This is a genomic window from Microcella sp. (assembly GCF_046296455.1).
In the GTDB taxonomy this organism is placed as follows: domain Bacteria; phylum Actinomycetota; class Actinomycetes; order Actinomycetales; family Microbacteriaceae; genus Microcella.
On sequence record NZ_JBKBLF010000020.1, the window covers coordinates 16,701 to 38,584 of the forward strand.

Consider the following 21,884-nt stretch of genomic DNA (forward strand, 5'->3'; position numbering starts at 1 on the left):
GCGTATCAGCGGGGCATCTACCAAATGGTCACCCGATGCTCGGGCGCGAGCCACAGGGCGTCGTCGGGCGTCACCCCGAAGGCCTCGTAGAACGCGTCGATGTTGCGCACGATCTGGTTGCACCGAAACTCGTTGGGCGAGTGCGGGTCGATCGAGAGCAGGCGCAGCGCCTCTTCGGGGCGGATCGCGATCTGCCAGGCCTGCGCCCAGGAGAGGAAGAACCGCTGGGATGCCGTGAGCCCGTCGATCACGGGCGGCTCGGCGCCGTCGAGCGACAGCAGGTAGGCCTTGTACGCGATGCCGAGGCCGCCGAGGTCGCCGATGTTCTCGCCGATCGTGAGCGCGCCGTTGACGTGGTGCCCGGGGGTCTCGGCCGGTTCGAGCGCGTCGTACTGGGCGATGAGGGATGCGGTGCGCTGCTCGAACGCGGCGCGATCCTCCTCCGTCCACCAGTCGAGAAGCCGCCCGTCGCCGTCGAAGCGCGAGCCCTGGTCGTCGAACCCGTGCCCGATCTCGTGGCCGATGACCGCGCCGATCGCGCCGTAGTTGGCCGCAGCATCCCGCGCCGCGTCGAAAAAGGGGAACTGCAGGATCGCCGCGGGGAACACGATCTCGTTGAACCCCGGGTTGTAGTAGGCGTTGACCGTCTGCGGGGTCATGAACCACTCGTCGCGGTCGATGGGCGAGCCAATCTTGCCCAGCTCGCGCGCGAACTCGAACTCGCCCGCCGCCTGCACGTTGGCGAGCAGGTCGTCGGCACTGATCTCGAGCGAGCTGTAGTCGCGCCAGCGCTCGGGGTAGCCGATCTTGGGCCGGAAGGTCGCGAGCTTCTCGAGCGCGCGCTCACGGGTGGCTGGCGTCATCCACTCGAGGTTCTCGATGCTCTGGCGGTAAGCCTCGATGAGGTGGGCGACGAGGTCGTCCATCGCGGCCTTCGCCTCGGGCCGGAAGTGCCGGTCGACATAGGTCTGACCGACCGCCTCGCCCATGGCGCGCTCGACGAGCGCGACACCGCGCTTCCAGCGCGCGCGCAGCTCGGGCGCCCCCGTGAGGGTGCGGCCGTAGAAGGCGAAGTTCTCGTCGACGAACGCGCTCGACAGGTAGGGGGCCATCGACCGCACGACGGCGAAGCGCAGCCAGTCGCGCCACTCAGACAGGTCGCGGCCGGTGAGCTCGGCGGCGAGTCCCGGCGTGAAGTCGGGCTGGCGCAGCACGACCTCGGCGAGCGCCGTGGCGGGAATTCCGTAGCCCTCGCGCCACCGGGCGAGGTCGACGCCCGCGGCGCTGCTCGCCCAGTCGCTCCAGGTGGCGAGGTTGTAGGTGGCCTGCGCATCGCGATTGCGCACCTTGTCCCAGTGGTGCGCCGCGAGCGCGGCCTCGAGCGCGATGACGCGCTCGGCCCGCGCATCGGCGTCGTCGAGACCCGCGAGCGCGAGCATGCGCTCGACGTGCCCGCGGTAGGCGGTGCGGGTCTCGGCGTGCGCCTCGTCGCGGTAGTACGACTCGTCGGGCAGGCCGATACCGCCCTGCTCGACGAACACGAGGTAGCGCTCGGGGTCGCCCGGGTCGTTGTCGACGAAGAGCTGCACCACGCCGGCGACGCCGCGGCGTTCGAGGCGGCCGAGGGTCGTGAGCAGGGCATCCACCGAATCGATCGCGTCGACCTCGGCGAGCAGCGGGGCGAGCGGGGTCGCGCCGAGGGCTTCGATGCGGTCGGCATCCATGAAGCTCGCGTAGAGGTCGCCGACCTTCTTCTCGAGCGTGCCGGGCTCGGCCGACTGCGCCTGCTCGATGATCTCGCGCACGGCCTTCTCGGCCTCTTCGGCCAGGATCATGAACGAGCCGTAGCGCGCCTTGTCGGCCGGAATGGGCGTGCGCGCGACCCAGCGCCCGTTCACGTGCCGGTACAAGTCGTCGTGCGGCCGGATGTCGGGGTCGAGTTCAGCGCGGTCGATGCCGCTCGCGAGCACGTCAGTCACGCGGGAGAGCCTAACCGCACGCCCTGCGCTGAGGGCGGTTCACGTGCGGTCGACGGGGGTGGATGCCCGCCGCGACCCCGCGACCGCCCCCACGAGCACGGCCAGCGCGAGCGCCGCGAGCACCCCGGTCGCTGCCGCGACCCCCCACAGTGAGCCGCCCACGCCCGCGAGCGGATACGCCACCGCGTACCACGCGTGCGAGGTCGAGAAGCGCGCCGCGAAGACGGCCGGGCGGTCGGCCGTGCCGACGTCGCGCCGGATGAGCCGCGCGCTCGGCGTGCTGACGGCCGACGAGGCCGCGCCCAGCCCGAACCAGAGCGCGCCGAGGGCCACGAGGTCGAGCCCTGGGCCGGCCTCGACCACGGCGACCACCGCGAGCAGGCCGATGACGGCTACCGCGCCCGCCGTCATGACCGCGCGGTCGCTCACGCGGCGCAGCAGGGCGGGCAGCACGAGGGCCAGGGCGATCGAGCCGAGCCCGAAGAGCGCCAGAGCCAGGGCCAGGGGCGCGACGACCTCGTCGGCCCCGCCGTCGAAGCGCAGCGCGATGACGACGGTGTTGACGAGCACGGTCGCATAGACCGCGGCGACGACGGCGTCGAGCAGCGCGAGGAACCGGGTCGACTCGATGGTGCCGATGAGCCGCACGCCGCGCACGAGGCGCGCGACGAAGGGCTCGCCCGACACGGGGGTGCGCAGCTCGAGCCGCGAGAGCAGCACGGCCGCGAGCGAGGCGGCGAATCCGACCGCCGTCACGCCGAACAGCCACGAGGTCGGCAGCACGAGCACGAGGGCGGCGGCGAGCAGCGGGCTCACGAGCGACTCGAGGTCGTAAGCCAGCCGCGCGAGCGACTGCGCCGCCGTGTAGTCGGCCTCGTCGGGCAGCACCTCGGGGATGGCGGCCTGGAAGGTCGGGGTGAACACGGCCGAGGCCGACTGCAGCAGCAGGATCGCCACGTACAGCTGCCAGGCCTCGGTCACGAGCACGAGCGAGAGCGCGATGCCGATGCGCGCCGCGTCGGCGGCGACGAGCACCCCGCGCGTCGATCGGCCCGCGAGTAGGGCGGTCGCGATGGGCGAGACGACGACGTAGGTGGCGATGCGGATCGTGAGCGCGATGCTCAGCACGACCCCCGCGTCGTCGCCCGCGATGCGCGCGGCGAGCAGCGCGATGGCGACCGTGAGAATGCCCGTGCCGAGCAGCGACGCCACCTGCGAGGCGAACAGGGCGGCGAAGCGGCGATCGCGCAGCACCGAGAGCATGACCCGATGCTAGGGGCGGCTAGCGTGGCGAGGTGACCACCCGACGCGCGCTCGACCGCGACATTCTGCGGCTCGCCGTGCCCTCGCTCGGCGCCCTTGTCGCCGAGCCGCTCTTCGTGCTCACCGACACGGCCATGGTCGGGCACCTCGGGGCCGAGCCGCTCGCGGGGCTCGGGCTCGCGAGCACCGTGCTGCAGACGGCGATCGGCCTGCTCGTGTTTCTCGCCTACGCCACGACCCCGCTCGTCGCGCGCCGCCTGGGCGCGGGCGATGCCCGGGGAGCGCTCGCGGCCGGCATCGACGGGCTCTGGCTCGCGCTCGGCATCGGCGTGCTGCTGCTGGCGCTCATGGTGCCGCTGAGCCCGCTCGTGCTCGAAGCCTTCGGAGCCGAGACCGCGGTCGCGGCCGCGGCGCTCGAGTATCTGAGCATCGCGTGGTGGGGCATCCCGGGCATGCTGCTCGTGCTCGCCGCGACGGGCATGCTGCGCGGGCTGCAGGATGCCCGCACCCCGTTGCTCGTCGCCGCCGGCGGCTTCGGCGCCAACATCGCGCTCAACGCCGTGCTCATCTACGGGCTCGGGCTCGGCATCGCCGGTTCGGCGATCGGCACCGTCATCGCGCAGTGGGGCATGGCGGTCGCGCTCGTCGCCGTGTGCGTGCGGCACGCGCGCACGACCGGCGCCACCCTGCGGCCGGGCCGCACCGGCATCGAGGCGGCGGCGCGCTCGGGCTCGTGGCTGCTGCTGCGCACGCTGAGCCTGCGCATCGCGCTCGTCACCACCGTCGTCGTGGCGACGGGCCTCGGCACGCCCGAGCTCGCCGCGACGCACGTGTGGTTCGCCGTCTACAGCCTGCTCGCGCTCGCCCTCGACGCCCTCGCGATCGCGGGGCAGAGCCTCGTCGGCCACGGCCTCGGGGCCGCGCAGGTCGACCGCGTGCACGCCATCACCCGACGCCTGGTCGGCTGGGGGGTGCTGACGGGTGCCGTGCTCGCGGTGCTCGTCGCGGCCGCGATCCCGCTGCTGACGATCGTCATGACCTCGGATGCCGCGGTGCGGTCGGCGCTGCCGCTCGCCCTGGGCATCCTGGCCGCCGGGCTGCCGCTCGCGGGGCTCGTGTTCGTGCTCGACGGGGTGCTGATCGGCGCGGGCGATGCCCGGTACCTGGCGTGGACGGGCCTGCTCAACCTGCTCGTGTACCTGGCCGTGCTGCCGTTCGTCGCGGCGCTCGCCCCCCTGCTGGCGGCGTTCACGTTCGCCTACCTCGGCGCCCGGGCGCTCACCCTCGGTCTGCGCGCCCGAGGCTCGGGATGGATCGTGACAGGCGCCGCCTGAGCTTCAGCGGCTAGAGCCAGTCGCGCCGCTTGAAGGCGACGTAGAGCCCGATGCCGAGCAGCAGCATGAGCCCCATCGCGAAGGGGTAGCCGAACACCCACTCGAGCTCGGGCATGTATCGAAAGTTCATGCCGTAGACCGTGCCGACGAGCGTGGGGGCGAACAGGATGGCCGCCCACGAGGTGATGCGCTTGATCTGCTCGTTCTGCGCGACGCTCACCTCGGTCATGCGGCGCGTGATGAGCGTCGACTGCACCTGCAGAGCCTTGTCGAGCAGCGAGCGGAAGGTGTCGGCGCGCTCGCCCGCACGGGTGACGTGATCGAGCACGTCGCCGAGGTGATGGCTGAGGTCGAGGTCGACGCCGTACTTCTCGCCGCCGCGCTGCAGGGCGCCGATGATGCCGATGAGCGGCTGCACCGCGCGCTGGAAGCCGATGACCTCGCTCGAGAGGTCGTAGATGCGCCGCGTCACGAGGTCGTGGTCGTCTTCGCCGAAAAGCTGGTCCTCGATCTCGTCGATGTCGTTCTCGAGGCCGTCGATCACGGGCTCGTACTCGTCGACCACCTCGTCGAGCACGGCGTAGAGGATCGCCTCGGGGCCCTTGGCGAGCAGCTCGGGGTCGGCCTCGAGGCGGTCGCGCACGAGCGCGAGGTCGGGCGACTCGGCGTGCCGCACCGTGACGACGAACTGCGGGCCGACGAACACGTGCAGCTCGCCGAACTCGACCGTCTCGGTCTCGTCGACGTAGCGCGCCGTGCGCAGGGCGAGGAAGAGGGTGTCGCCGTAGCGCTCGAGCTTCGAGCGCTGGTGGCCCTTGAGGGCGTCCTCCACCGCGAGGTGGTGAAGGCCGAACTCGGCCGCGACCGACTCGAGCTCGTCGACGGTCGGCCGGTACAGGCCGATCCAGGCGACGCCGCCCGTCGCGCGCACGACCTCATAGGTCTCGTCGAGGCCGACGACGCCAGGGCGGCGCAGCCCCTCGACGTAGACGGCGCTATCGACGACGGCCATACGTGCGCTCCTCTTTCATTCACGGGCATCCCCGCAGCGTCGCGCGCGGGATCGCTGCCGCTCAGCGCAGCTGGCCGAACGCCTCGGCCTTCTTGATGGGGCCGGCGATGAGAATGGTATCCCCCGGCATGATGACGGTATCGGCGTCGGCGTTGCACCACTCGGCGTCGCCGCGCTGCACGGCCATGACCGTCACGCCGTGCTGCTTGCGCAGGTCGGTGTCGCCGAGGCGCTTGCCCTCGACCACGCGGTTGGGGCCCATCTTGACGATGGCGTAGTCGTCGTCGACCTCGATGTAGTCGAGGGCGGCGCCCCGCACGAGGTGCGCCACGCGGCGGCCCATCTCGTGCTCGGGGTAGATGACGTGCTGCACGCCGAGCTGCGTGAGGATCTGCCCGTGGGCGTCGCTCACGGCCTTGGTCCACAGGTGCGGAATCTGCATGCGCAGCAGGATCGAGGTGGTCAAGATGCTCGACTGCACGTCAGATCCGATGGCCACGACGACGCGGTCGAACTCGTTGACCGCGAGCTGCCGCAGCACCTCCTCCTTCGTGGTGTCGGCGCGCACCACCTGGGTGAGCTGCCCGTTGAGCGACTGCACGATGTCTTCGTCGGCGTCGATGCCGAGCACCTCGGTGCCCGTGGCCATGAGCTCGAGCGCGATCGCGCGCCCGAACCGGCCGAGGCCGATGACGGCCACCGAGTCGGCCTCGGCGATGCGCGTAGCGCGGTCGCGACTGAAGATGCGGGAGTTAACCAATGACGGGCCTTTCCTTGGGGAGCTCGTACAGCACCTTGCGTTGCCGCAGCACCAGGGCGGTGCCGAGCGTGAGCGGGCCGAGCCGGCCCAGGAACATGAGGATCATGAGGATGATCTGCGCGGCCGGCGGCAGGTCGGCCGTGATGCCCGTGCTGAGCCCCACCGTGCCAAAGGCCGAGATGACCTCGAACAGCAACACGTCGAGGTCGAGGTGCGTGATCACCATGAGCGCGATCGTGGCGCTCATGACGGCGGCCATCGAGAGCAGCGTGATCGTGATGGCCTCTCGGTGCACGGCGCGAGAGAGCCGCTTGCCGAAGATATTGACGGCGCCCTCGCCCCGCAGCTCGGTGATGATGATGAAGAGCAGCACGGCGAAGGTCGTGACCTTGATGCCGCCGGCTGTGCCCGCGGGACCGCCGCCGATGAACATCAGCACGTCGATGCTGAGCCAGGTCTCGCTCGTCATCTGCCCGATGTCGACCGAGTTGAAGCCGGCCGTGCGCGCCTGCACCGAGTGGAAGAACGACACGAGCAGCCGATCGCCCACCGAGAGCTCGCCGATCGTCGCGGGGTTGCTCCACTCGAAGGCCGCGATGACGACGGTGCCGAGCACGAGCAGCAGGGCCGTCATCGCGAGCACGAGGTTGGTGTTCATGCTCCAGTGCAGGGGCCGCCGCAGCTCGCGCCGCAGCTGCAGCAGCACGGGGAACCCGAGGCCGCCGAGGATCGTGGCGATGCACATGGGCAGTACGACGATGGGGTCGGTGGCGAACCCGATCATATTGTCGCTGAACGGGGCGAAGCCGGCGTTGTTGAACGACGAGATGGCGAGGAACACGCCGCGTCCGAGCGCCGTCGGCAGGGCATCCCCGTATGACAGCCAGAACTGCAGGGTCAGGATGACCGCCACGACCGCCTCGATGATGAGCGAGGTCAGCACGATGCCGCGAGCGAGGCGCACGGCGTCGCCCGTCGTGACCGCGCGGTTCTCGGCGCCGGCGACCATGCGACCGCGCAGCGAGATGCGCCGCAGCAGTGCGAGGCCGATGAGCGAGGCGACGAGCATGATGCCGAGGCCGCCGAGCTGAATGAAGGCGACGATCACCGCGTGGCCGAAGGGCGACCACACCGTGGCGGTGTCGACGACCACGTGCCCCGTGACGCACACCGCCGAGACCGCGGTAAAGGCCGCGTCGAGCAGCGTCACCTCGGCGCCGGGGGCGTGCGCGATCGGCAGCGCGAGCAGCGCCGTGGCCACGAGGATTGCACCGAGGAATCCGATGACAACGGCCTGAGGCGGGTTCAATCGGATTCGAGTGTTCGAGCGTCGCTGGGGCGCCCTCGTAAGAGGCACCCGCAGACTCTAGTCTTCTGTCGCCCGCGCGCAAGTCGGCGGCGTGTCGTGCTCAGGCGCGGGGCGGCGCCGTCGTCGTGCCGATGCGCAGCTCGCTCGTGAAGGCCACATCGACCACGGGGTCGCCCGCGAGCGCCGCGAGGGCCATGCGGGCCGCCGCCCGGCCCTTCTCGACGATCGGCTGCACGAGGGTCGTCAGGCGGTGGATGCTGAGCCCGTCGATGCGCGCCCCATCGAAGCCGAGCACGCTCAGGTCGCCGGGCACGGTCAGGCCGAGCTCGTCGGCCGCCTGGATCGCTCCGAGGGCGAGCAGGTCGCTCTGCGCGACGATCGCGGTGAGACCCGGATCGCGCTGCAGCAGCGCGAGGGTGGCCCGATGGCCCTCGTCGATGAGGCTGCCGGCAGCGACCTCGGCGGGAGCATCCGGGTAGACATCGCGCACGCCGCGCAGCCGCTCGAGACCGGTGTAGGCGTCGCTCGACGATTCCCACTCGGCGGTGAGGGGGCCGCGCGTGTGCGCGCGATCCATCGGCAGCGTCACGACGCCGACGCGGCGGTGGCCGAGGGCGTGCAGGTGCTCGGCGCCCGCGCGCATGCCCTCGCGGTTGTCGAGGTCGACGCGGTGCATGCCGGGGCGTGCCTGCGCCTCGACGCCGATGAGCGGCACTTGGCGCTGGCTCAGCACCGCGACGGCGGGGTCGAGGTCGGTGCTGCAGCCGAGCAGCAGCGCGGCATCCATCGAGGCATCGCGCAGGCCGCCCACCGGGCGGTCGTCGCTGTCGGTGAGTAGTAGCAGGCTGTAGCCGGCCTGGCCGAGCTCGTCGGCGATGCCGTCGAGCATCGCGACGACCATGGGGTCGCGGAATGCGTCGCGGATGCGGTCTTCCATGACGACCGCGATGATGCCGCTGCGGCCGGTGCGCAGGCTGCGGGCGCGCGGGTCGGGGCCGCCGTAGTTGAGCTCGCGCGCGGCGGCGAGCACGCGCTCGCGGGTGTCGTCGGCGACGGGGCCCGAGCCGCTGAAGGCTAGCGAGGCCGTGGATGCGGAGACGCCGGCGCGCGCCGCGACGGCCGCGAGGGTCGGCCGGGCCGCCTCGTCGGGCGCGGAGGGCGTGCGCGTTGCCGGGGTCGTCATCGGCTGTTACTGTAGTCGAATTCTGGTGTCGAATCGATTCGACTCGGCGTCACCCCGGGCCTGCGCCCCACCCCACGCTCTCGAAAGGCCGCTGTGTCCACCTCCACCGGCACCCTGCCCACGCTCGCCGCCTGGCGCATCGCCGTCTTCGCGGTCTTCGCCATCAACGGCCTCGCCATGGCCACGTGGTTCGCGCGCACGCCGGCCGTGCGCGACGCGCTCGATGTGCGCACCGACGAGTTCGGCATCCTCATCATGGGCATGGCCGGGGGCTCGATCATCGGCCTGCTGGCCTCATCACACGTCATCGCCCGCATCGGCTCGCGCACGACCATCCTCATCGCCGTGCTCTCGAGCCTGGGCGCGCTCGCGCTCATGGGGCTGGGCGCCGCGACGCTGCAGAGCTTCGCCGTCACCTTCATCGGCCTCATGGTCTTCGGCGCGGCCTCGGGCATGACCGATGTCGCCATGAACGTCGAGGGCGCCGCCGTCGAGCAAGCCCAGGGCCGCAGCATCATGCCGTGGTTCCACGCCTCGTGGAGCCTCGGCACCATCACGGGCGCGGGCATCGCCGCGGGCGTGAGCGCGCTCGGTCTCGGGGTCGACGTGCACACCGTTTTCATGGCCGTGCTGCTCGGGGCGGCGGCGCTCGTCGTCGTGCGGTTCTTGCCGAAGCACCGCGCGCTGCCGGGTCTCGACGACGACGGAGACGGCCCCGCGCGCACGACCTTCGGCGAGCGCATGGCGATCTGGCGCGAGCCGCGCACGCTCGTCATCGGCCTCATCGTGCTCGGCATGGCCTTCGCCGAGGGCTCGGCCAACGACTGGCTCGCCCTCGCCATGGTCGACGACCGCGGTGTCGACGAGGCCACGGGCGCCCTGTACTTCACGCTCTTCGCCACGGCCATGACGGTCGGTCGCATCGGCGGCGTGTGGGTGCTCGACCGCTTCGGGCGCGTGCCCGTGCTGCGCGCCTCGGCCCTGCTCGCGATCGCCGGTCTCGCCGTGCTCATCCTCATCGACTCCCCCGTCGCCGCCGCGATCGGCATCGTCGCGTGGGGCCTCGGCGCCTCGCTCGGATTCCCCGTCGGCATGTCGGCCGCGGCCGACGACCCGGCCAAGGCCGCCGCGCGCGTGTCGGCCGTCGCAACCGTCGGCTACTTCGCCTTCCTCGTCGGCCCGCCCCTCATCGGGTTCCTCGGCGAGGCCGTCGGCCTGCTCTCGGCGTTCTGGGTCGTGCTCGTGCTCATCGGCGTCGCCTTCATCGCGACGCCCGCCGCGCGCGAGAGCGGATCCGCCGTGCGCGGGTCGGCTGACGACAAAGCCGCGCCTCCTTCCGACACGGCCGCGCCTGCCAAGGCCGCCGCCCCGGCTCCGGATGCCCGCCCCTAGGCTCACCGCATGACGAGCTCCGCCCCCGCACGCCCCGCCCTGCCCGCCGACCTCGATCTGAGCGGCCGCGCAGCCCTCGTCACGGGGTGCGGATCGGCCTCGGGCATCGGCTTCGCCACGGCCCGCGCGCTCGCCGAGCGCGGGGCCTGCGTCGTGATGACGGCGACGACCGACCGCATCGAGCAGCGCGTGGCCGAGCTGGCCGCGCTGGGGTTCGAGGCGCACGGGGTCGTCGCGCGGCTCGAGACCGAGCAGGCGGCGACCGCGGCGGTCGCGGCTGCCGTCGAGGCGGTGGGCGAGCTCAGCATCCTCGTCAACAACGCCGGCATGGTCGCGACGGGGGAAGAGATGCCGCGGGGCGACATCGGCATGAGCATCGACGAGTGGCGCAGCGCCGTCGACGTGAACCTCACGAGCGTGTTCCTCGTCACGCGCGCGGTCATCGCGGGCATGCGGGCGCAGGGCTGGGGCCGCGTCGTCACGGTCGCCTCGACGACCGGAGCCGTGCAGGCCGCGCGCGACGACCTCGGCTACGCCACGGCGAAGGCGGGCGTGCTCGGCTTCACGCGCGGTCTCGCGGTCGACGAGGCCCGCAGCGGAATCACGGTCAACGCCGTTGCGCCGGGCTGGATCGCGACCGCCTCGCAGCTCGAGCACGAGGCGGAAGAAGGCCAGCTCGTGCCCCTCGGCCGCAGTGGCACCCCAGCCGAGATCGCCTCCGCCATCGCGTGGCTCGCCTCCCCCGGCGCGTCGTACATCACCGGCCAGCTCATCGTCGTCGACGGCGGCAACGGCATCGCCGAAGAGCGCCGCCCCGGCCTCTGGGCCTGACCTCGCCGCCGTAGGCTGAGGGGATGCGCCTCGTCATCGCCCGCTGCTCCGTCGACTACGCGGGCCGGCTCAGTGCGCACCTTCCCTTGGCCACGCGCCTGCTCATTCACAAGAGCGACGGAAGCCTGCTCGTGCACGCCGACGCGCTGAGCTACAAGCCGCTCAACTGGATGAGCCCGCCGTGCACGCTCGTCATCGACGAGCCCGACGACGACCAGCGCGCGGCCGGGGTGCTCGAGCTGTGGCGCGTCACGCACGCGAAGACCGCCGACCTGCTCGTCGTGAGCATCCACGAGGTGCTGCACGACTCCGCCCACGAGCTCGGGGTCGACCCCGGCCTGCAGAAGGACGGCGTCGAGGCCCACCTGCAGAAGCTGCTGGCCGAGCACATCGAGCTGCTGGGCGAGGGCTTCACGCTCGTGCGCCGCGAGTACATGACGGCCATCGGCCCGGTCGACATTCTGGCGCGCGACGCGAGCGGAGCATCCGTCGCCGTCGAGATCAAGCGCCGGGGCGGCATCGACGGCGTCGAGCAGTTGACGCGATACCTCGAACTCATGAACCGCGACCCGCTGCTCGCGCCCGTCGCGGGTGTCTTCGCGGCGCAGGAGATCACGCCGCAGGCGCGCACGCTCGCCGAAGACCGCGGCATCCGCTGCCTGCTGCTCGACTACGACGCCATGCGCGGCATGGACGACGGCGTACCCCGGCTGTTCTGAGCCGGCCCGATGAGCACAGGCGCCGCGCCTAGGCTCGAGTCATGCTCCCCTACACGGCGATCCTGCTCGATCTCGACGGCACGGTCACCGACTCGGCTCCCGGCATCACCGACACCCTCGCCTATACCTTCGAGCAGCTCGGCCTGCCCGTGCCCGACCAGGACGAGCTGCTGCGCTACGTCGGCCCGCCGATTCTCGACTCGTTCCGCGACCGCGCCGGCATGACGCTCGCCGAGCGCGAGCGCGCCCTCGAGGTCTACCGCGCGCGCTACCTCGACCGCGGCGCCTACGACGCGACCCTCTACCCCGGCATGGGGCTGCTGGTGGAGGACATCGCGGCGGCGGGCATCCCGCTCAGCCTCGCCACCTCGAAGCCCGAGCTGCCTGCCACGCTCATGCTCGAGCACTTCACGATCGCCCACCACTTCGACATCATCACGGGCGCCTCGGCCGACGAGGTGCGCAGCGCGAAGGCCGACGTCGTCGCCGAGGCACTGATTCGATTGCGGGCGATGGATGCCGACCTCACGCGCCCCGTCATGATCGGCGACCGCGTGCACGACGTCGAGGGCGCCGCGGCCCACGGCATCCCGACGATCGCGGTGTCGTGGGGGTACGGCAGCCCCGAGGAGTTCGCGCACGCCCGCGCCGTCGCCCACGACGTCGACGAGCTGCGCGCCCTGCTCGGCCTGTAGCCGCTCAGCGCGCGAGCCGCTCGACCACCGCGCCGAAGACGCGCGGCAGCGCGGCCGCAGCCGGCACGATGAGCCCGCGGGCGGGCGAGGTCGCGGCGGCGAGCAGCCCAGCCGTCAGCACGCGAAAGTCGCGCGTCGACCGCGCCCACGCGCGCTCGTAGCCGGGCAGGTCATCGCGCGCGAGGCAGTCGGCGAGCACCTCGGCCTGGGCGAGCCCGACGCGCAGCCCCTCGCCGGTGAGCGCATCGACGTATCCCGAGGCGTCACCGACGAGCGCGACGCGGCCGGCAGTGCGGGCGCGCGTGCGCTGCCGCAGCGCGCCGGCTCCGCGCAGGGTGCTCGCCTCGGCGGCACCCGCGAGCCGCTCGCGCACAGCGGGAGCCTGCGCGAGCGCCGCCGCGAGATCGAGCGGCCGCGGCGCGAGCACGGCCACTCCGACCGTGCCCCCGTCGACGGGCGTGATGTAGAGCTCGGCCTCGGGCAGGTAGGTGACTTCGACGAGGTCGCTCCACGGCGCGACGGCGAAGTGCTGCCGCAGCCCGTAGCGGCGCCGTTCACGCGTCGACGCGCGCGCGGGCCGGTCGAGCCCGGCCGCCGTGCGCACGGTCGAGTGGAGGCCGTCGGCGCCGATGAGCCACCGGGCGCGCATCCCCCCGACGGTCACGTGGTCGTCGTGCTGCGCGACCTCGTCGACACGAAGGGCACGCGTCTCGATGCCGACCTCGGCCGCTCGGGCCCGCAACGCGTCGTGCAGCACCGTGCGGCGCACTCCCCGGCCGGCCGCCGAGCGGTAGCGATGGGTGACGGCGCGCCGGGCATCCTGATACCGGATGCCCCGCAGCGGGTGCCCCGCCGGGTCGACGCCGAGCCGGCCGAGGGCGGCGAGCGCCCCGGGCATGAGCCCTTCGCCGCAGGCCTTGTCGATCGTTCCTTCGCGCGGCTCGAGCACGACCGCCGTCAGCCCGCGCGCGTGCAGCTCGAGCGCCGTCGCGAGGCCGATGGGGCCGCCGCCCGCGATGAGCACGTCGGCGTCGAGCCGCGGTGTCACGTGCGCAGCGCCGCAAGCGCGCGGTTCTCGGTGGGGATGCGGAAGGCCAGCAGCAGCACGGCGTTGAGCACAGTGAACGCGAGCGCGGTGATCCAGGCCGAGTGCACGAGCGGCAGGGCGATGCCCTCGATCGCGACGATCCAGTAGTTCGGGTGGCGCAGCCAGGCGAAACGGTACGGCCCGCGCGTCACGCGCGTCGCGCCGGGCACGACGATGACGCGCGTGTTCCACTGCCGGCCGAGCGAGGCGATGACCCAGTAGCGGCCCGCCTGGCACAGCAGCGCGATGACGAGCATGGGCCAGCCCAGCGCACCGATGAAGGGGCGGTCGAGCAGCACCACCTCGGCGATGCAGGCGAGCAGCAGGCCCGTGTGCAGCACGACCATGACGGGGAAGTGCCGTTGGCCGTGCTCGACGCCGCCCTGGGCGAAGGCGTGCGCGGCGTTGCGCTTCGAGATGACGAGCTCGATGAGCCGCTCGACGCCCGTCGCGAGAACGAGGGCGATGTACAGCACGACGCTCATGACCACTCCAATGCGACGATCTCGGCCGTGACCCCCGGCCCCAGGGCGAAGAGCACGGCGCGTGTGCCCGCGGGGCGCGGTCCCCCCTCGGCCAGCACGTGCAGCACGGCGGCCGACGACATGTTGCCCGCGCGCGCGAGCACGGCCCAGCTCGACGCGAGCGCCGCCGGGGCGAGGTCGAGGGCGGCACTGAACGACTCGAGCACGCGCGGCCCCCCGGGGTGGGCGATCCAGTCGTCGACCTCGGCGCGGCTCCACCCGACCTCGGCGAGCAGTTCGTCGACGGCGCCGGCGAAGTGGCCGTCGATGAGCGCGGGCACTCCCGCGGCGAGCATGAGCCGAAAGCCGCTCTCGCCGATGCGCCAGCCGATCATCTCGGCGCTCTCGGGGTAGAGGGCGCTGCGGCTGCCGACGACGCGGGCGCGCGGCTCGGCGGCGGCGAGCGCCGGATGGGCATCCCCCACCATGACGACGGCGGCGGCGCCGTCGCCGAAGATGCCGGTGCCGACGACGTTCGCCATCGAGGGGTCGTCCCACTGCAGGGTCAGCGAGCACAGTTCGACGGCCACGAGCAGGGCGACGCCCTGGGGATGCCCGGCCAGGTAGTCGGCGACGCGCGCGAGCCCCGCGGCGCCCGCGACGCAGCCCAGCCCGAAGCTCGGCACGCGGCGCAGGTCGGCGCGAAAGCCCATGCTCGTCGCGAGCCGCGCGTCGAGCGAGGGCGCCCCGAGGCCCGTGACGGTCGTGAAGAACAGGTGGTCGACCTCGTCGACGCGCAGCCCCGCCTCGGCGAGCGCCGCCGTCACGGCACGCTCGGCAAGGGGCAGGGCGAGATCGGCGAACAGCGCGTTCGTCGCCGTGAAGCCCTCGATGCCGCGGTACTCGGCGAGCGGGAGGGCGAGGTGGCGGGTCTCGATGCCGCTCGCGGCATGGATGCGCTGCATGACCGCGCGCGCCGCAGGGTCGTCGGTCATGCCCTCGGCGAGCTCGGCCGTGATCTGGGCCTGCGTGGCCACGTGCGGCGGCAGCACCGGTGCCACCGCCAGAATCCGAGCCATGCGCGAATGATGGCACACGGCCCTGCGCCCGCGCGCAGGGTTGACACGCGCCCTCGGCGGCTACAGTCGAAGGGTCGGATCGTTCGCCGTCGAACCGCTCCTGGAGGAACCGCGTGCCTGCCATCATCGCCGAGCTCGAGCCCTCGCTGCGCGCCCTGCAAGCCGGGGCCGAGCGCTGGGTGCGCATGACGATCGCCGAACGCCGCGCCGTGCTGCGGGCCGTGCGCGCCGCGACCCTCGCCGCGGCCCCCGCCTGGGTCGAGGCCGCGTGCGCGCTCAAGGGCATCGATCCGCGCAGCCCCGCCGCCGGCGAGGAGTGGTCGAGCGGGCCCTACGCCGTCATCACCGCCACGAGCGCGATCGAGAAGACCCTGAAACTCATCGAGAAGGGCCGTTCGCCCATCGACGAGGTCGAGCTCGGCACGGCACCCGGTGGTCGCACGACCCTGAAGGTGTTCCCGTACCTCACGAAAGACCTCGTGCTGCAGGGCTACGAGGCGAACCTCTGGCTGCGGCCCGGCGTCTCGCTCGACCAGGCGCGGCGCGGCGTCGCCCGGGCCCTGCGCGACCCCAACCGCGCGCCGCGCGTGACGCTCGTGCTCGGCGCCGGCAACATCACCGGAATCCCGGCCCTCGACGTGCTCACGGCCCTCTACCAGGAGGCCTCGGCCGTCGTCGTCAAGCTCAACCCCGTCAACGCGGGCGTCGGCGCCGCGATGGCGCAGGCCTTCGCGCCCTTCATCGAGCTCGGGGTGCTGCACATCACCGAGGGCGGTCACGAGGTGGGAGCGGCGCTCATCCACCACGAGGCCGTCGACGCCGTGCACATCACGGGCAGCCGGCACACCCACGACGCCATCGTGTGGGGCACCGACGTCGATGCCGAGGCGCGGCGGGCAGCCGGCACCCCCCTGCTGACGAAGCCCATCACGAGCGAGCTCGGCGGCGTGGGGCCGGTGATCGTGGTGCCAGAAGACGGCTGGTCGAGCCAGAACGTCGACGATGTCGCGCGCAACGTCGTGACGCAGCGGCTGCACAACAGCGGGTTCAACTGCATCGCCTCGCAGATCGTCGTGATCCCCGAGGCGTGGCAGCGCGCCGACGAGTTCGTCGAGGCGGTGCGGCGGCACTACGCCGCAGCGCCCGAGCGCCCCGCGTACTACCCGGGCGCATCCAGCCGCCAATTGGCTGTCGTCACGATGCACCCCGATGCGGCCGTGCTGGGCGGCGACCCCAACGTGCCGCGCACGCTCGTCGACCACCTCGACCCCGAGAACGCCGACGAGCACCTGTTCACGGTCGAGGCCTTCGCCCCCGTGCTCGGCATCGTGCGGCTGCCCGGCTCGCGCGACCCCGGGGCGTTTCTGGATGCCGCGGTCGCCTTCGCCAACGACCGCCTGGTCGGTCATCTGGGGGCCGGCATCCACATCCACCCCCGAACGCGCGACGAGCTCGGCGGCCGGTTCGACCGCGCGCTGGCCGAGCTGCGCTACGGGGCCATCGGCGTCAACGCCTGGACGGGCACGATCTTCGGCATGCCCGGCGCGAGCTGGGGCGCGTTCCCCGGCCACACGCTCGACGACGTCGGCAGCGGCATCGGCATCGTGCACAACGCGCTGCTGCTCGACCCCGAGCACGTCGAGCGCACCGTGGGCACGGGCGTGTGGAAGCCCTCGCCGACGCCGCTCTGGTACGTCGACAACACGACCTCGCACGTCACCGCGCGCCGCCTGACGCGCTTCGCCGGCATCGACTCGTGGGCCATCGCCGCCCCGATCGGCGCCGCGGCGATCGACAGCTACCGAAAGGGCTGAGCATGGTCGGCACGGCAGGGCACCACGACGTCATCGTGGTCGGCTCGGGCTTCGGCGGTTCGGTCGCCGCGCTGCGGCTCGTCGAGAAGGGCTACTCGGTCGCCGTGCTCGAGGCCGGTCGCCGCTTCGCCGATGACGAGTTCGCCAAGAATTCCTGGAGCCTCAAGAAGTTCTTCTGGGCCCCCGCCCTCGGCCTGCTCGGCATCCAGCGCATCCACCTGCTCGACGACGTCATGATCCTGGCCGGTGCGGGGGTCGGCGGCGGCTCGCTCGTCTACGCCAACACGCTCTACCGCCCGGCGAGCGACGCGTTCTTCACCGACCGCCAGTGGGCGCACATCACCGACTGGAAGGCCGAGCTCGACGCCTACTACGACCAGGCCGCGCGCATGCTCGGCGTCGCGCAGAACCCCACCATCACGCCCGCCGACGAGATCATGCAGAAGGTCGCCGCCGACCTCGGCGTGGCCGACAGCTTTCACCTCACCCCCGTCGGCGTCTACTTCGGCGAGGGTGCGGGCGTCGAGGCACCCGACCCCTACTTCGGCGGCGCGGGGCCCGCCCGACGCGGCTGCATCGAGTGCGGCGAGTGCATGACCGGCTGCCGCCACAACGCCAAGAACACGCTCGTGAAGAACTACCTGCACCTCGCCGAGAGTGCTGGGGCCACGGTTTTCCCCCTGACGACGGTCACCCGCCTCGAGCCCCTCCCCGGTGCCAGATCTGGGGCAAAACGGCGTAACGCCGACGAGGTTCCGCCGATTCAAGGCGAATCTGGGGATGCTCACGCGGGCTACCGCGTGACCGTCCGCACCACCGGCAAGGGTCGCCGCACCGAGCGCACGCTCACGGCCGATCAGGTCGTCGTCGCGGCGGGCGCGTGGGGCACGCAGCAACTGCTGCACCGCATGAAGGCCGAGGGGCACCTGCCGGGTATCTCTGACCGACTGGGCGAACTGACCCGCACGAACTCCGAAGCCCTCGGCGGAGCATCCACCGCCCTGCGCCACTCGCGCGGCGTCGACATGACGCGGGGCGTCGCGATCACCTCGTCGATCCACCCCGACGAGCACACGCACATCGAGCCTTGCCGCTACGGCCACGGCTCGAACGCCCTCGCGCTGCTCGCCACGGTCGCCGTGCCGGGCGGTGGCCGCACACCGCGCTGGCTGCGCTGGATCGGCCAGCTGCTGCGCCACCCCGGCCGCGTGTTCTCGATGATCTTCGGCATCGGCAGCTGGAGCCGCCGGTCGATCGTGGGCCTCGTCATGCAGAACCGCGACAACTCGCTGACGGTTCGCGCGGGACGCGGGCCGTTCGGCGGCTTCCGGCTGCGGTCGAGCCAGGGGCACGGCGAGCCCAACCCCACCTACCTGCCCGAGGCGAACCAGGCCTACGGGCTCATGGCGCAGCACATGAACGGCTTCGCGCAATCGGGCATCAGCGAGGTCTTCGACGTGCCCATGACGGCGCACTTTCTCGGCGGGTGCCCGATCGGCGATTCGGCCGAGACCGGCGTCGTCGACCCGTACCACCGCGTGTTCGGCCACGAGGGCCTGCACGTCGTCGACGGCGCGGCCATCTCGGCCAACCTCGGCGTCAACCCGTCGCTCACGATCACCGCGCAGGCAGAGCGCGCGTTCGCGCTGTGGCCGAATCGCGGCGACGTGGATGCCCGCCCCGCCCTCGGCGCCACCTACGTGCCCGTGCCCCCCGTGACCCCGAGGTCGCCCGTGGTGCCGGCCGGCGCGGTCGGCGAGCTGCGCCTGCCCGTGCCGCTGGGCCTGCCCCGCGTACGCCGCGCCTAGCCCCGCCTTCTAGCCCCAGATCTGGGCCAAAACGGCACGTAGCTGCGCGGGTAGCGCCCTTCTGGCCCAGATCTGCGCCGGATCGCGCGGCTAGCGCGGCTGGGGCTTGAAGCCGCGCAAGCGTAGCGAGTTCGTCACGACGAAGACGCTCGAGAACGCCATGGCGAGCCCGGCGAGCAGCGGGTTGAGCAGCCCGAGCATGGCGATCGGAATCGCGGCCACGTTGTAGCCGAAGGCCCAGAACAGGTTGCCGATGATCGTGCGCAGCGTGCGCCGCGCGAGCCGGATGGCGTCGACCACCACGAGCAGGTCGCCGCTGACCACGGTGAGATCCGACGCCGCCATGGCCGCGTCGGTGCCGCCCCCCATCGCGATGCCGAGATCGGCCGCGGCGAGCGCCGCCGCATCGTTGACGCCGTCGCCCACCATCGCCACGACGTGACCGTCGGCCTGCAGCTGCCGGATGACGTCGAGCTTGCCCGCGGGCGTCACGCCCGCGCGCACGTCGTCGATGCCGAGCGCGCGGCCGACCGTGCGCGCCGCCCCCGCGTTGTCGCCCGTGAGCAGCACCGGGTCGAGCCCGAGCGCACGCAGGCGCGACAGCGCGAGCGCCGAGCTCGGCTTGAGGGTATCGGCGAGCACGATGACCCCCGCGACGGCCCCGTCGATCGCGACGACGATCGGGGTCGCCCCCGCGTCTTCGTGCGTGACGATGAGTGCCGCGTCGACCTCGATCGCCCACGCCTCGTGCAGCCATGATGCGCGGCCGATCGCGAGAGCGTGCCCCTCGACGACGGCCGTGACGCCCGCACCCGCGTGCGACTCGAACGACCCGGCAACGGGCACGTCGACGCCGACAGAACGCGCGTGGTCGACGACCGCCCGGGCGAGCGGATGCTCCGACCCGTCTTCGGCGGCGGCGGCGAGGGCGAGCATCCGGTCGCCATCGACCCCCGCGACGGGGATGACGGCGGTGACGGCCATCTGCCCCGTCGTCACCGTGCCGGTCTTGTCGAGCACGATCGTGTCGATGCGGCGCGTGCGTTCGAGCACCTGCGGGCCGCGGATCAGGATGCCCAGCTGCGAGCCGCGCCCCGTGCCGACGAGCAGCGCCGTCGGGGTCGCGAGCCCGAGGGCGCACGGGCAGGCGATGATGAGCGTCGCCACCGCCGCGGTGAATCCGATCTCGACCGAGTTGCCGAGCAGAATCCAGCCGAGCAGGGTCAGCAGCGCGAGCACGAACACGATCGGCACGAACACGCCCGAGACCCGGTCGGCGAGGCGCTGCACGTCGGCCTTGCCGGTCTGCGCCTCTTCGACGAGGCGACCCAGGCGGGCGAGCTCGGTGTCGGCACCGACGCGCGAGGTCTCGACGACGAGGCGGCCACCCACGTTGATCGTGCCGCCGACCACGCGGCTGTCGGGCTCGACGTCGACGGGCAGCGATTCGCCGGTGAGCAGCGAGTTGTCGACGCTCGAGGTGCCGTCGATGACGACGCCGTCGGTCGCGATGGTTTCGCCGGGGCGCACGACGAAGCGGTCGTTGAGCTGCAGCTGGCCGACCGGCACGCGCACCTCGACGCCATCGCGCAGCACCGATGCGTCGCGGGCGGCGAGGTCGAGCAGGGCGTCGAGCGCCTCGCGCGACGAGCGCTTGGCGCGCGCCTCGAGGTAGCGGCCGAGCAGGATGAAGACGGTGACGGCGGCGGCGACCTCGAGGTAGATCTCGTGCGCGCCCTCCTCGGGCCGCCCGAGCAGCTGCAGCGTCATGGTCATGCCGGGCATGCCGGCCTCGCCGACGAAGAGCGCGTACAGGCTCCACAGGTAGGCGGCGCTGACGCCGACCGAGATGAGGGTGTCCATGCTCGCGATCAAGCGGCGCGCGTTGTGCAGCGCGACGCGGTGGAACGGCCACGCCCCCCACACCGCCACCGGCGAGGCGAGCGTCAGCGCGAGCCACTGCCAATTCGTGAACTGCAGCGCCGGGATCATCGACATCAGCAGCACGGGCACCGTCAGCACCGCCGAGATGATCAGCCGCTGCCGTAGCGGCGCGAGCTCGTCGACCGGCGGCGCCGCGAGGGCGGTGGATGCTGCGCTCACCTCGCGCGGAACCGCCACGGCCGCCCCATACCCGGCCTTCTGCACGGCGGCGATGAGTACCTCGGCGTCGAGCGGAGCTCCGTCGAGCGGCCCGCCCTCGGCCGCGCGCACCGATGCCTTCTCGGTCGCGTAGTTGACCGTCGCCTCGACGCCCGGCACCTTGTTCAGGCTGCGCTCGATGCGGTTGGCGCACGAGGCGCACGTCATGCCCGTCAGTTCGAGCTCGAGCCCGGCCGGGGCCTGCGTGAGGGTCACGGGCTCAGGCGAGCTGGTAGCCGGCCTCTTCGACGGCCGCGCGCACGGCATCCACGTCGACGGGGCCGGACGAGCTGACGGTGACGCGCGAAGCGCCACCCTTCTTGAGCACGACCTCGACGGCGTCGACGCCGGCGATCGCGCCGACCTCCTCCTTGACGCTCGAGACGCAGTGGCCGCAGGTCATGCCCGTGACGAGAAACTCGGTGCCGGCCGTAGCGGGCGCCTCGTCGGCGGCGTCGACGACGTCGACGAGCCCGCGGCTGCCCGACAGGTCGAAGGCCGGGGCTGCGGCGGCACCGCCGCCGCACATGCACGAGCCTCCGCCGCAGCATCCGCCAGAAAGCGAAGGCGCGTCGGCGGTGGCGTCGGTGACGGATGCTCCGGTGAGCAGGTTGAGTCGGCTGGTCTGCGAGGTCTCCATGACCGCGATGCTAGCAAACCCCCCTGGGGTACTCCAGGGTCGGAGGTCCCGAGGGTTCTGGGGGCTAGCGGCGGCGCTGCGGGCGCCCGCGGTCGGGCGCGATCTCGATGAGCTTGCCGCTGATGCGCGTGCCCTGCAGCTTCTGCAGCACCGCGGGCGAGAGGTCGGCGGGCAGCTCGACGATCGAGAAGTCGGGCTGAATGGTGATGGCCCCGAAATCTTCGCGACTGAGCCCTCCCTCGTTGGCGAGCGCGCCGACGATCTGGCGCGGCTCGACCTTGTGCCGGCGGCCGACCTCGATGCGGTACGGCGCGAGGGTGCCGGCGGCGGGGCGCGCGCGGCGCTCGGGGCGGGCGCCGTCGCGGTCGTCGCG

At 72.4% G+C, this 21,884-nt stretch carries 19 protein-coding genes; 7 read left to right on the plus strand and 12 right to left on the minus strand.

What is annotated here, in order from left to right; all coding sequences use genetic code 11:
* Positions 1-17 precede the first annotated feature (17 nt).
* On the minus strand, positions 18-1,979 hold the full coding sequence (locus ACK4HH_RS10505; protein WP_409651462.1) for a M13 family metallopeptidase: 1,962 nt from the start codon (positions 1,977-1,979) through the stop codon (positions 18-20).
* Between the two features lie 39 nt (positions 1,980-2,018).
* Complete coding sequence (locus tag ACK4HH_RS10510) at positions 2,019-3,242, minus strand: MFS transporter (RefSeq protein WP_409651464.1); 1,224 nt, start codon at positions 3,240-3,242, stop codon at positions 2,019-2,021.
* A 32-nt stretch (positions 3,243-3,274) separates the two neighbouring features.
* On the opposite strand from ACK4HH_RS10510, the gene ACK4HH_RS10515 reads away from it, so the two are divergent.
* Positions 3,275-4,576, plus strand: coding sequence for an MATE family efflux transporter (locus tag ACK4HH_RS10515; protein WP_409651466.1), 1,302 nt, complete (start codon positions 3,275-3,277; stop codon positions 4,574-4,576).
* 10 nt (positions 4,577-4,586) lie between these two features.
* Here ACK4HH_RS10515 and corA read toward each other — a convergent pair whose 3' ends face one another.
* The 4 genes from corA to ACK4HH_RS10535 form a co-directional block, all read right to left on the minus strand.
* Positions 4,587-5,588: a magnesium/cobalt transporter CorA gene (gene corA / locus ACK4HH_RS10520; protein ID WP_409651468.1), complete on the minus strand. Its 1,002-nt coding sequence runs from the start codon at positions 5,586-5,588 to the stop codon at positions 4,587-4,589.
* 61 nt (positions 5,589-5,649) lie between these two features.
* Entirely contained in the window at positions 5,650-6,348 is a 699-nt protein-coding gene (locus ACK4HH_RS10525; RefSeq protein ID WP_409651471.1) for a potassium channel family protein, read from the minus strand.
* Positions 6,341-7,657, minus strand: a complete 1,317-nt coding sequence (locus ACK4HH_RS10530) for a TrkH family potassium uptake protein (RefSeq protein ID WP_409651474.1) — start codon at positions 7,655-7,657, stop codon at positions 6,341-6,343. Before ACK4HH_RS10530 ends, ACK4HH_RS10525 begins: the two co-directional genes overlap by 8 nt.
* Positions 7,658-7,757: 100 nt before the next feature.
* Complete coding sequence (locus ACK4HH_RS10535; RefSeq protein ID WP_409651477.1) at positions 7,758-8,840, minus strand: LacI family DNA-binding transcriptional regulator; 1,083 nt, start codon at positions 8,838-8,840, stop codon at positions 7,758-7,760.
* Between the two features lie 93 nt (positions 8,841-8,933).
* On the opposite strand from ACK4HH_RS10535, the gene ACK4HH_RS10540 reads away from it, so the two are divergent.
* Genes ACK4HH_RS10540 through ACK4HH_RS10555 form a run of 4 tightly spaced genes read left to right on the plus strand, consistent with a single transcriptional unit; the run spans position 8,934 to position 12,477 of the window.
* On the plus strand, positions 8,934-10,232 hold the full coding sequence (locus ACK4HH_RS10540) for an MFS transporter (protein WP_409651479.1): 1,299 nt from the start codon (positions 8,934-8,936) through the stop codon (positions 10,230-10,232).
* A gap of 9 nt (positions 10,233-10,241) precedes the next feature.
* The gene (locus ACK4HH_RS10545) at positions 10,242-11,063 is read left to right on the plus strand and encodes an SDR family NAD(P)-dependent oxidoreductase (protein WP_409651482.1); all 822 of its coding nucleotides are present in this window, start codon (positions 10,242-10,244) and stop codon (positions 11,061-11,063) included.
* Between the two features lie 23 nt (positions 11,064-11,086).
* Entirely contained in the window at positions 11,087-11,782 is a 696-nt protein-coding gene (gene nucS, locus ACK4HH_RS10550) for an endonuclease NucS (protein WP_409651485.1), read from the plus strand.
* A 41-nt stretch (positions 11,783-11,823) separates the two neighbouring features.
* The gene (locus ACK4HH_RS10555; protein ID WP_409651487.1) at positions 11,824-12,477 is read left to right on the plus strand and encodes an HAD hydrolase-like protein; all 654 of its coding nucleotides are present in this window, start codon (positions 11,824-11,826) and stop codon (positions 12,475-12,477) included.
* Between the two features lie 4 nt (positions 12,478-12,481).
* Here the strand turns inward: ACK4HH_RS10555 and ACK4HH_RS10560 are convergent, their stop codons facing one another.
* The 3 genes from ACK4HH_RS10560 to ACK4HH_RS10570 are packed head-to-tail and all read right to left on the minus strand — an operon-like array spanning position 12,482 to position 15,125.
* Positions 12,482-13,525, minus strand: a complete 1,044-nt coding sequence (locus tag ACK4HH_RS10560; protein ID WP_409651489.1) for an NAD(P)/FAD-dependent oxidoreductase — start codon at positions 13,523-13,525, stop codon at positions 12,482-12,484.
* A complete protein-coding gene (locus ACK4HH_RS10565) occupies positions 13,522-14,049 on the minus strand; it encodes an isoprenylcysteine carboxyl methyltransferase family protein (protein ID WP_409651491.1) in 528 nt (175 codons plus the stop codon). Before ACK4HH_RS10565 ends, ACK4HH_RS10560 begins: the two co-directional genes overlap by 4 nt.
* Positions 14,046-15,125: a type III polyketide synthase gene (locus ACK4HH_RS10570; protein ID WP_409651494.1), complete on the minus strand. Its 1,080-nt coding sequence runs from the start codon at positions 15,123-15,125 to the stop codon at positions 14,046-14,048. The genes ACK4HH_RS10565 and ACK4HH_RS10570 overlap by 4 nt, the downstream gene beginning before the upstream one ends.
* Before the next feature lie 95 nt (positions 15,126-15,220).
* On the opposite strand from ACK4HH_RS10570, the gene ACK4HH_RS10575 reads away from it, so the two are divergent.
* A complete protein-coding gene (locus tag ACK4HH_RS10575; RefSeq protein ID WP_409651497.1) occupies positions 15,221-16,921 on the plus strand; it encodes an aldehyde dehydrogenase family protein in 1,701 nt (566 codons plus the stop codon).
* Positions 16,922-16,923: 2 nt separating this feature from the next.
* Positions 16,924-18,729 (plus strand): GMC oxidoreductase, encoded by a 1,806-nt coding sequence (locus tag ACK4HH_RS10580; RefSeq protein ID WP_409651500.1) that lies wholly within the window; start codon positions 16,924-16,926, stop codon positions 18,727-18,729.
* A gap of 90 nt (positions 18,730-18,819) precedes the next feature.
* Here the strand turns inward: ACK4HH_RS10580 and ACK4HH_RS10585 are convergent, their stop codons facing one another.
* The 3 genes from ACK4HH_RS10585 to ACK4HH_RS10595 form a co-directional block, all read right to left on the minus strand.
* A complete protein-coding gene (locus tag ACK4HH_RS10585) occupies positions 18,820-21,039 on the minus strand; it encodes a heavy metal translocating P-type ATPase (protein WP_409651509.1) in 2,220 nt (739 codons plus the stop codon).
* 52 nt (positions 21,040-21,091) lie between these two features.
* Positions 21,092-21,511 carry a heavy-metal-associated domain-containing protein gene (locus ACK4HH_RS10590; protein WP_409651502.1) on the minus strand — a complete coding sequence of 140 codons (420 nt, stop codon included), beginning with the start codon at positions 21,509-21,511 and terminating at the stop codon, positions 21,092-21,094.
* A gap of 64 nt (positions 21,512-21,575) precedes the next feature.
* The coding region (locus tag ACK4HH_RS10595; RefSeq protein WP_409651505.1) for a DbpA RNA binding domain-containing protein at positions 21,576-21,884 on the minus strand (309 nt) is incomplete at its 5' end.

Coding starts and splice junctions, on each gene's coding strand:
- ACK4HH_RS10535 (WP_409651477.1), bottom strand. CDS start 8,840: ATGACGACCCCGGCAACGCGCACGCCCTCCGCGCCCGACGAGGCGGCC.
- nucS (WP_409651485.1), top strand. CDS start 11,087: ATGCGCCTCGTCATCGCCCGCTGCTCCGTCGACTACGCGGGCCGGCTC.
- ACK4HH_RS10565 (WP_409651491.1), bottom strand. CDS start 14,049: ATGAGCGTCGTGCTGTACATCGCCCTCGTTCTCGCGACGGGCGTCGAG.
- ACK4HH_RS10585 (WP_409651509.1), bottom strand. CDS start 21,039: ATGACGTGCGCCTCGTGCGCCAACCGCATCGAGCGCAGCCTGAACAAG.
- ACK4HH_RS10510 (WP_409651464.1), bottom strand. CDS start 3,242: ATGCTCTCGGTGCTGCGCGATCGCCGCTTCGCCGCCCTGTTCGCCTCG.
- corA (WP_409651468.1), bottom strand. CDS start 5,588: ATGGCCGTCGTCGATAGCGCCGTCTACGTCGAGGGGCTGCGCCGCCCT.
- ACK4HH_RS10555 (WP_409651487.1), top strand. CDS start 11,824: ATGCTCCCCTACACGGCGATCCTGCTCGATCTCGACGGCACGGTCACC.
- ACK4HH_RS10545 (WP_409651482.1), top strand. CDS start 10,242: ATGACGAGCTCCGCCCCCGCACGCCCCGCCCTGCCCGCCGACCTCGAT.
- ACK4HH_RS10580 (WP_409651500.1), top strand. CDS start 16,924: ATGGTCGGCACGGCAGGGCACCACGACGTCATCGTGGTCGGCTCGGGC.
- ACK4HH_RS10590 (WP_409651502.1), bottom strand. CDS start 21,511: ATGGAGACCTCGCAGACCAGCCGACTCAACCTGCTCACCGGAGCATCC.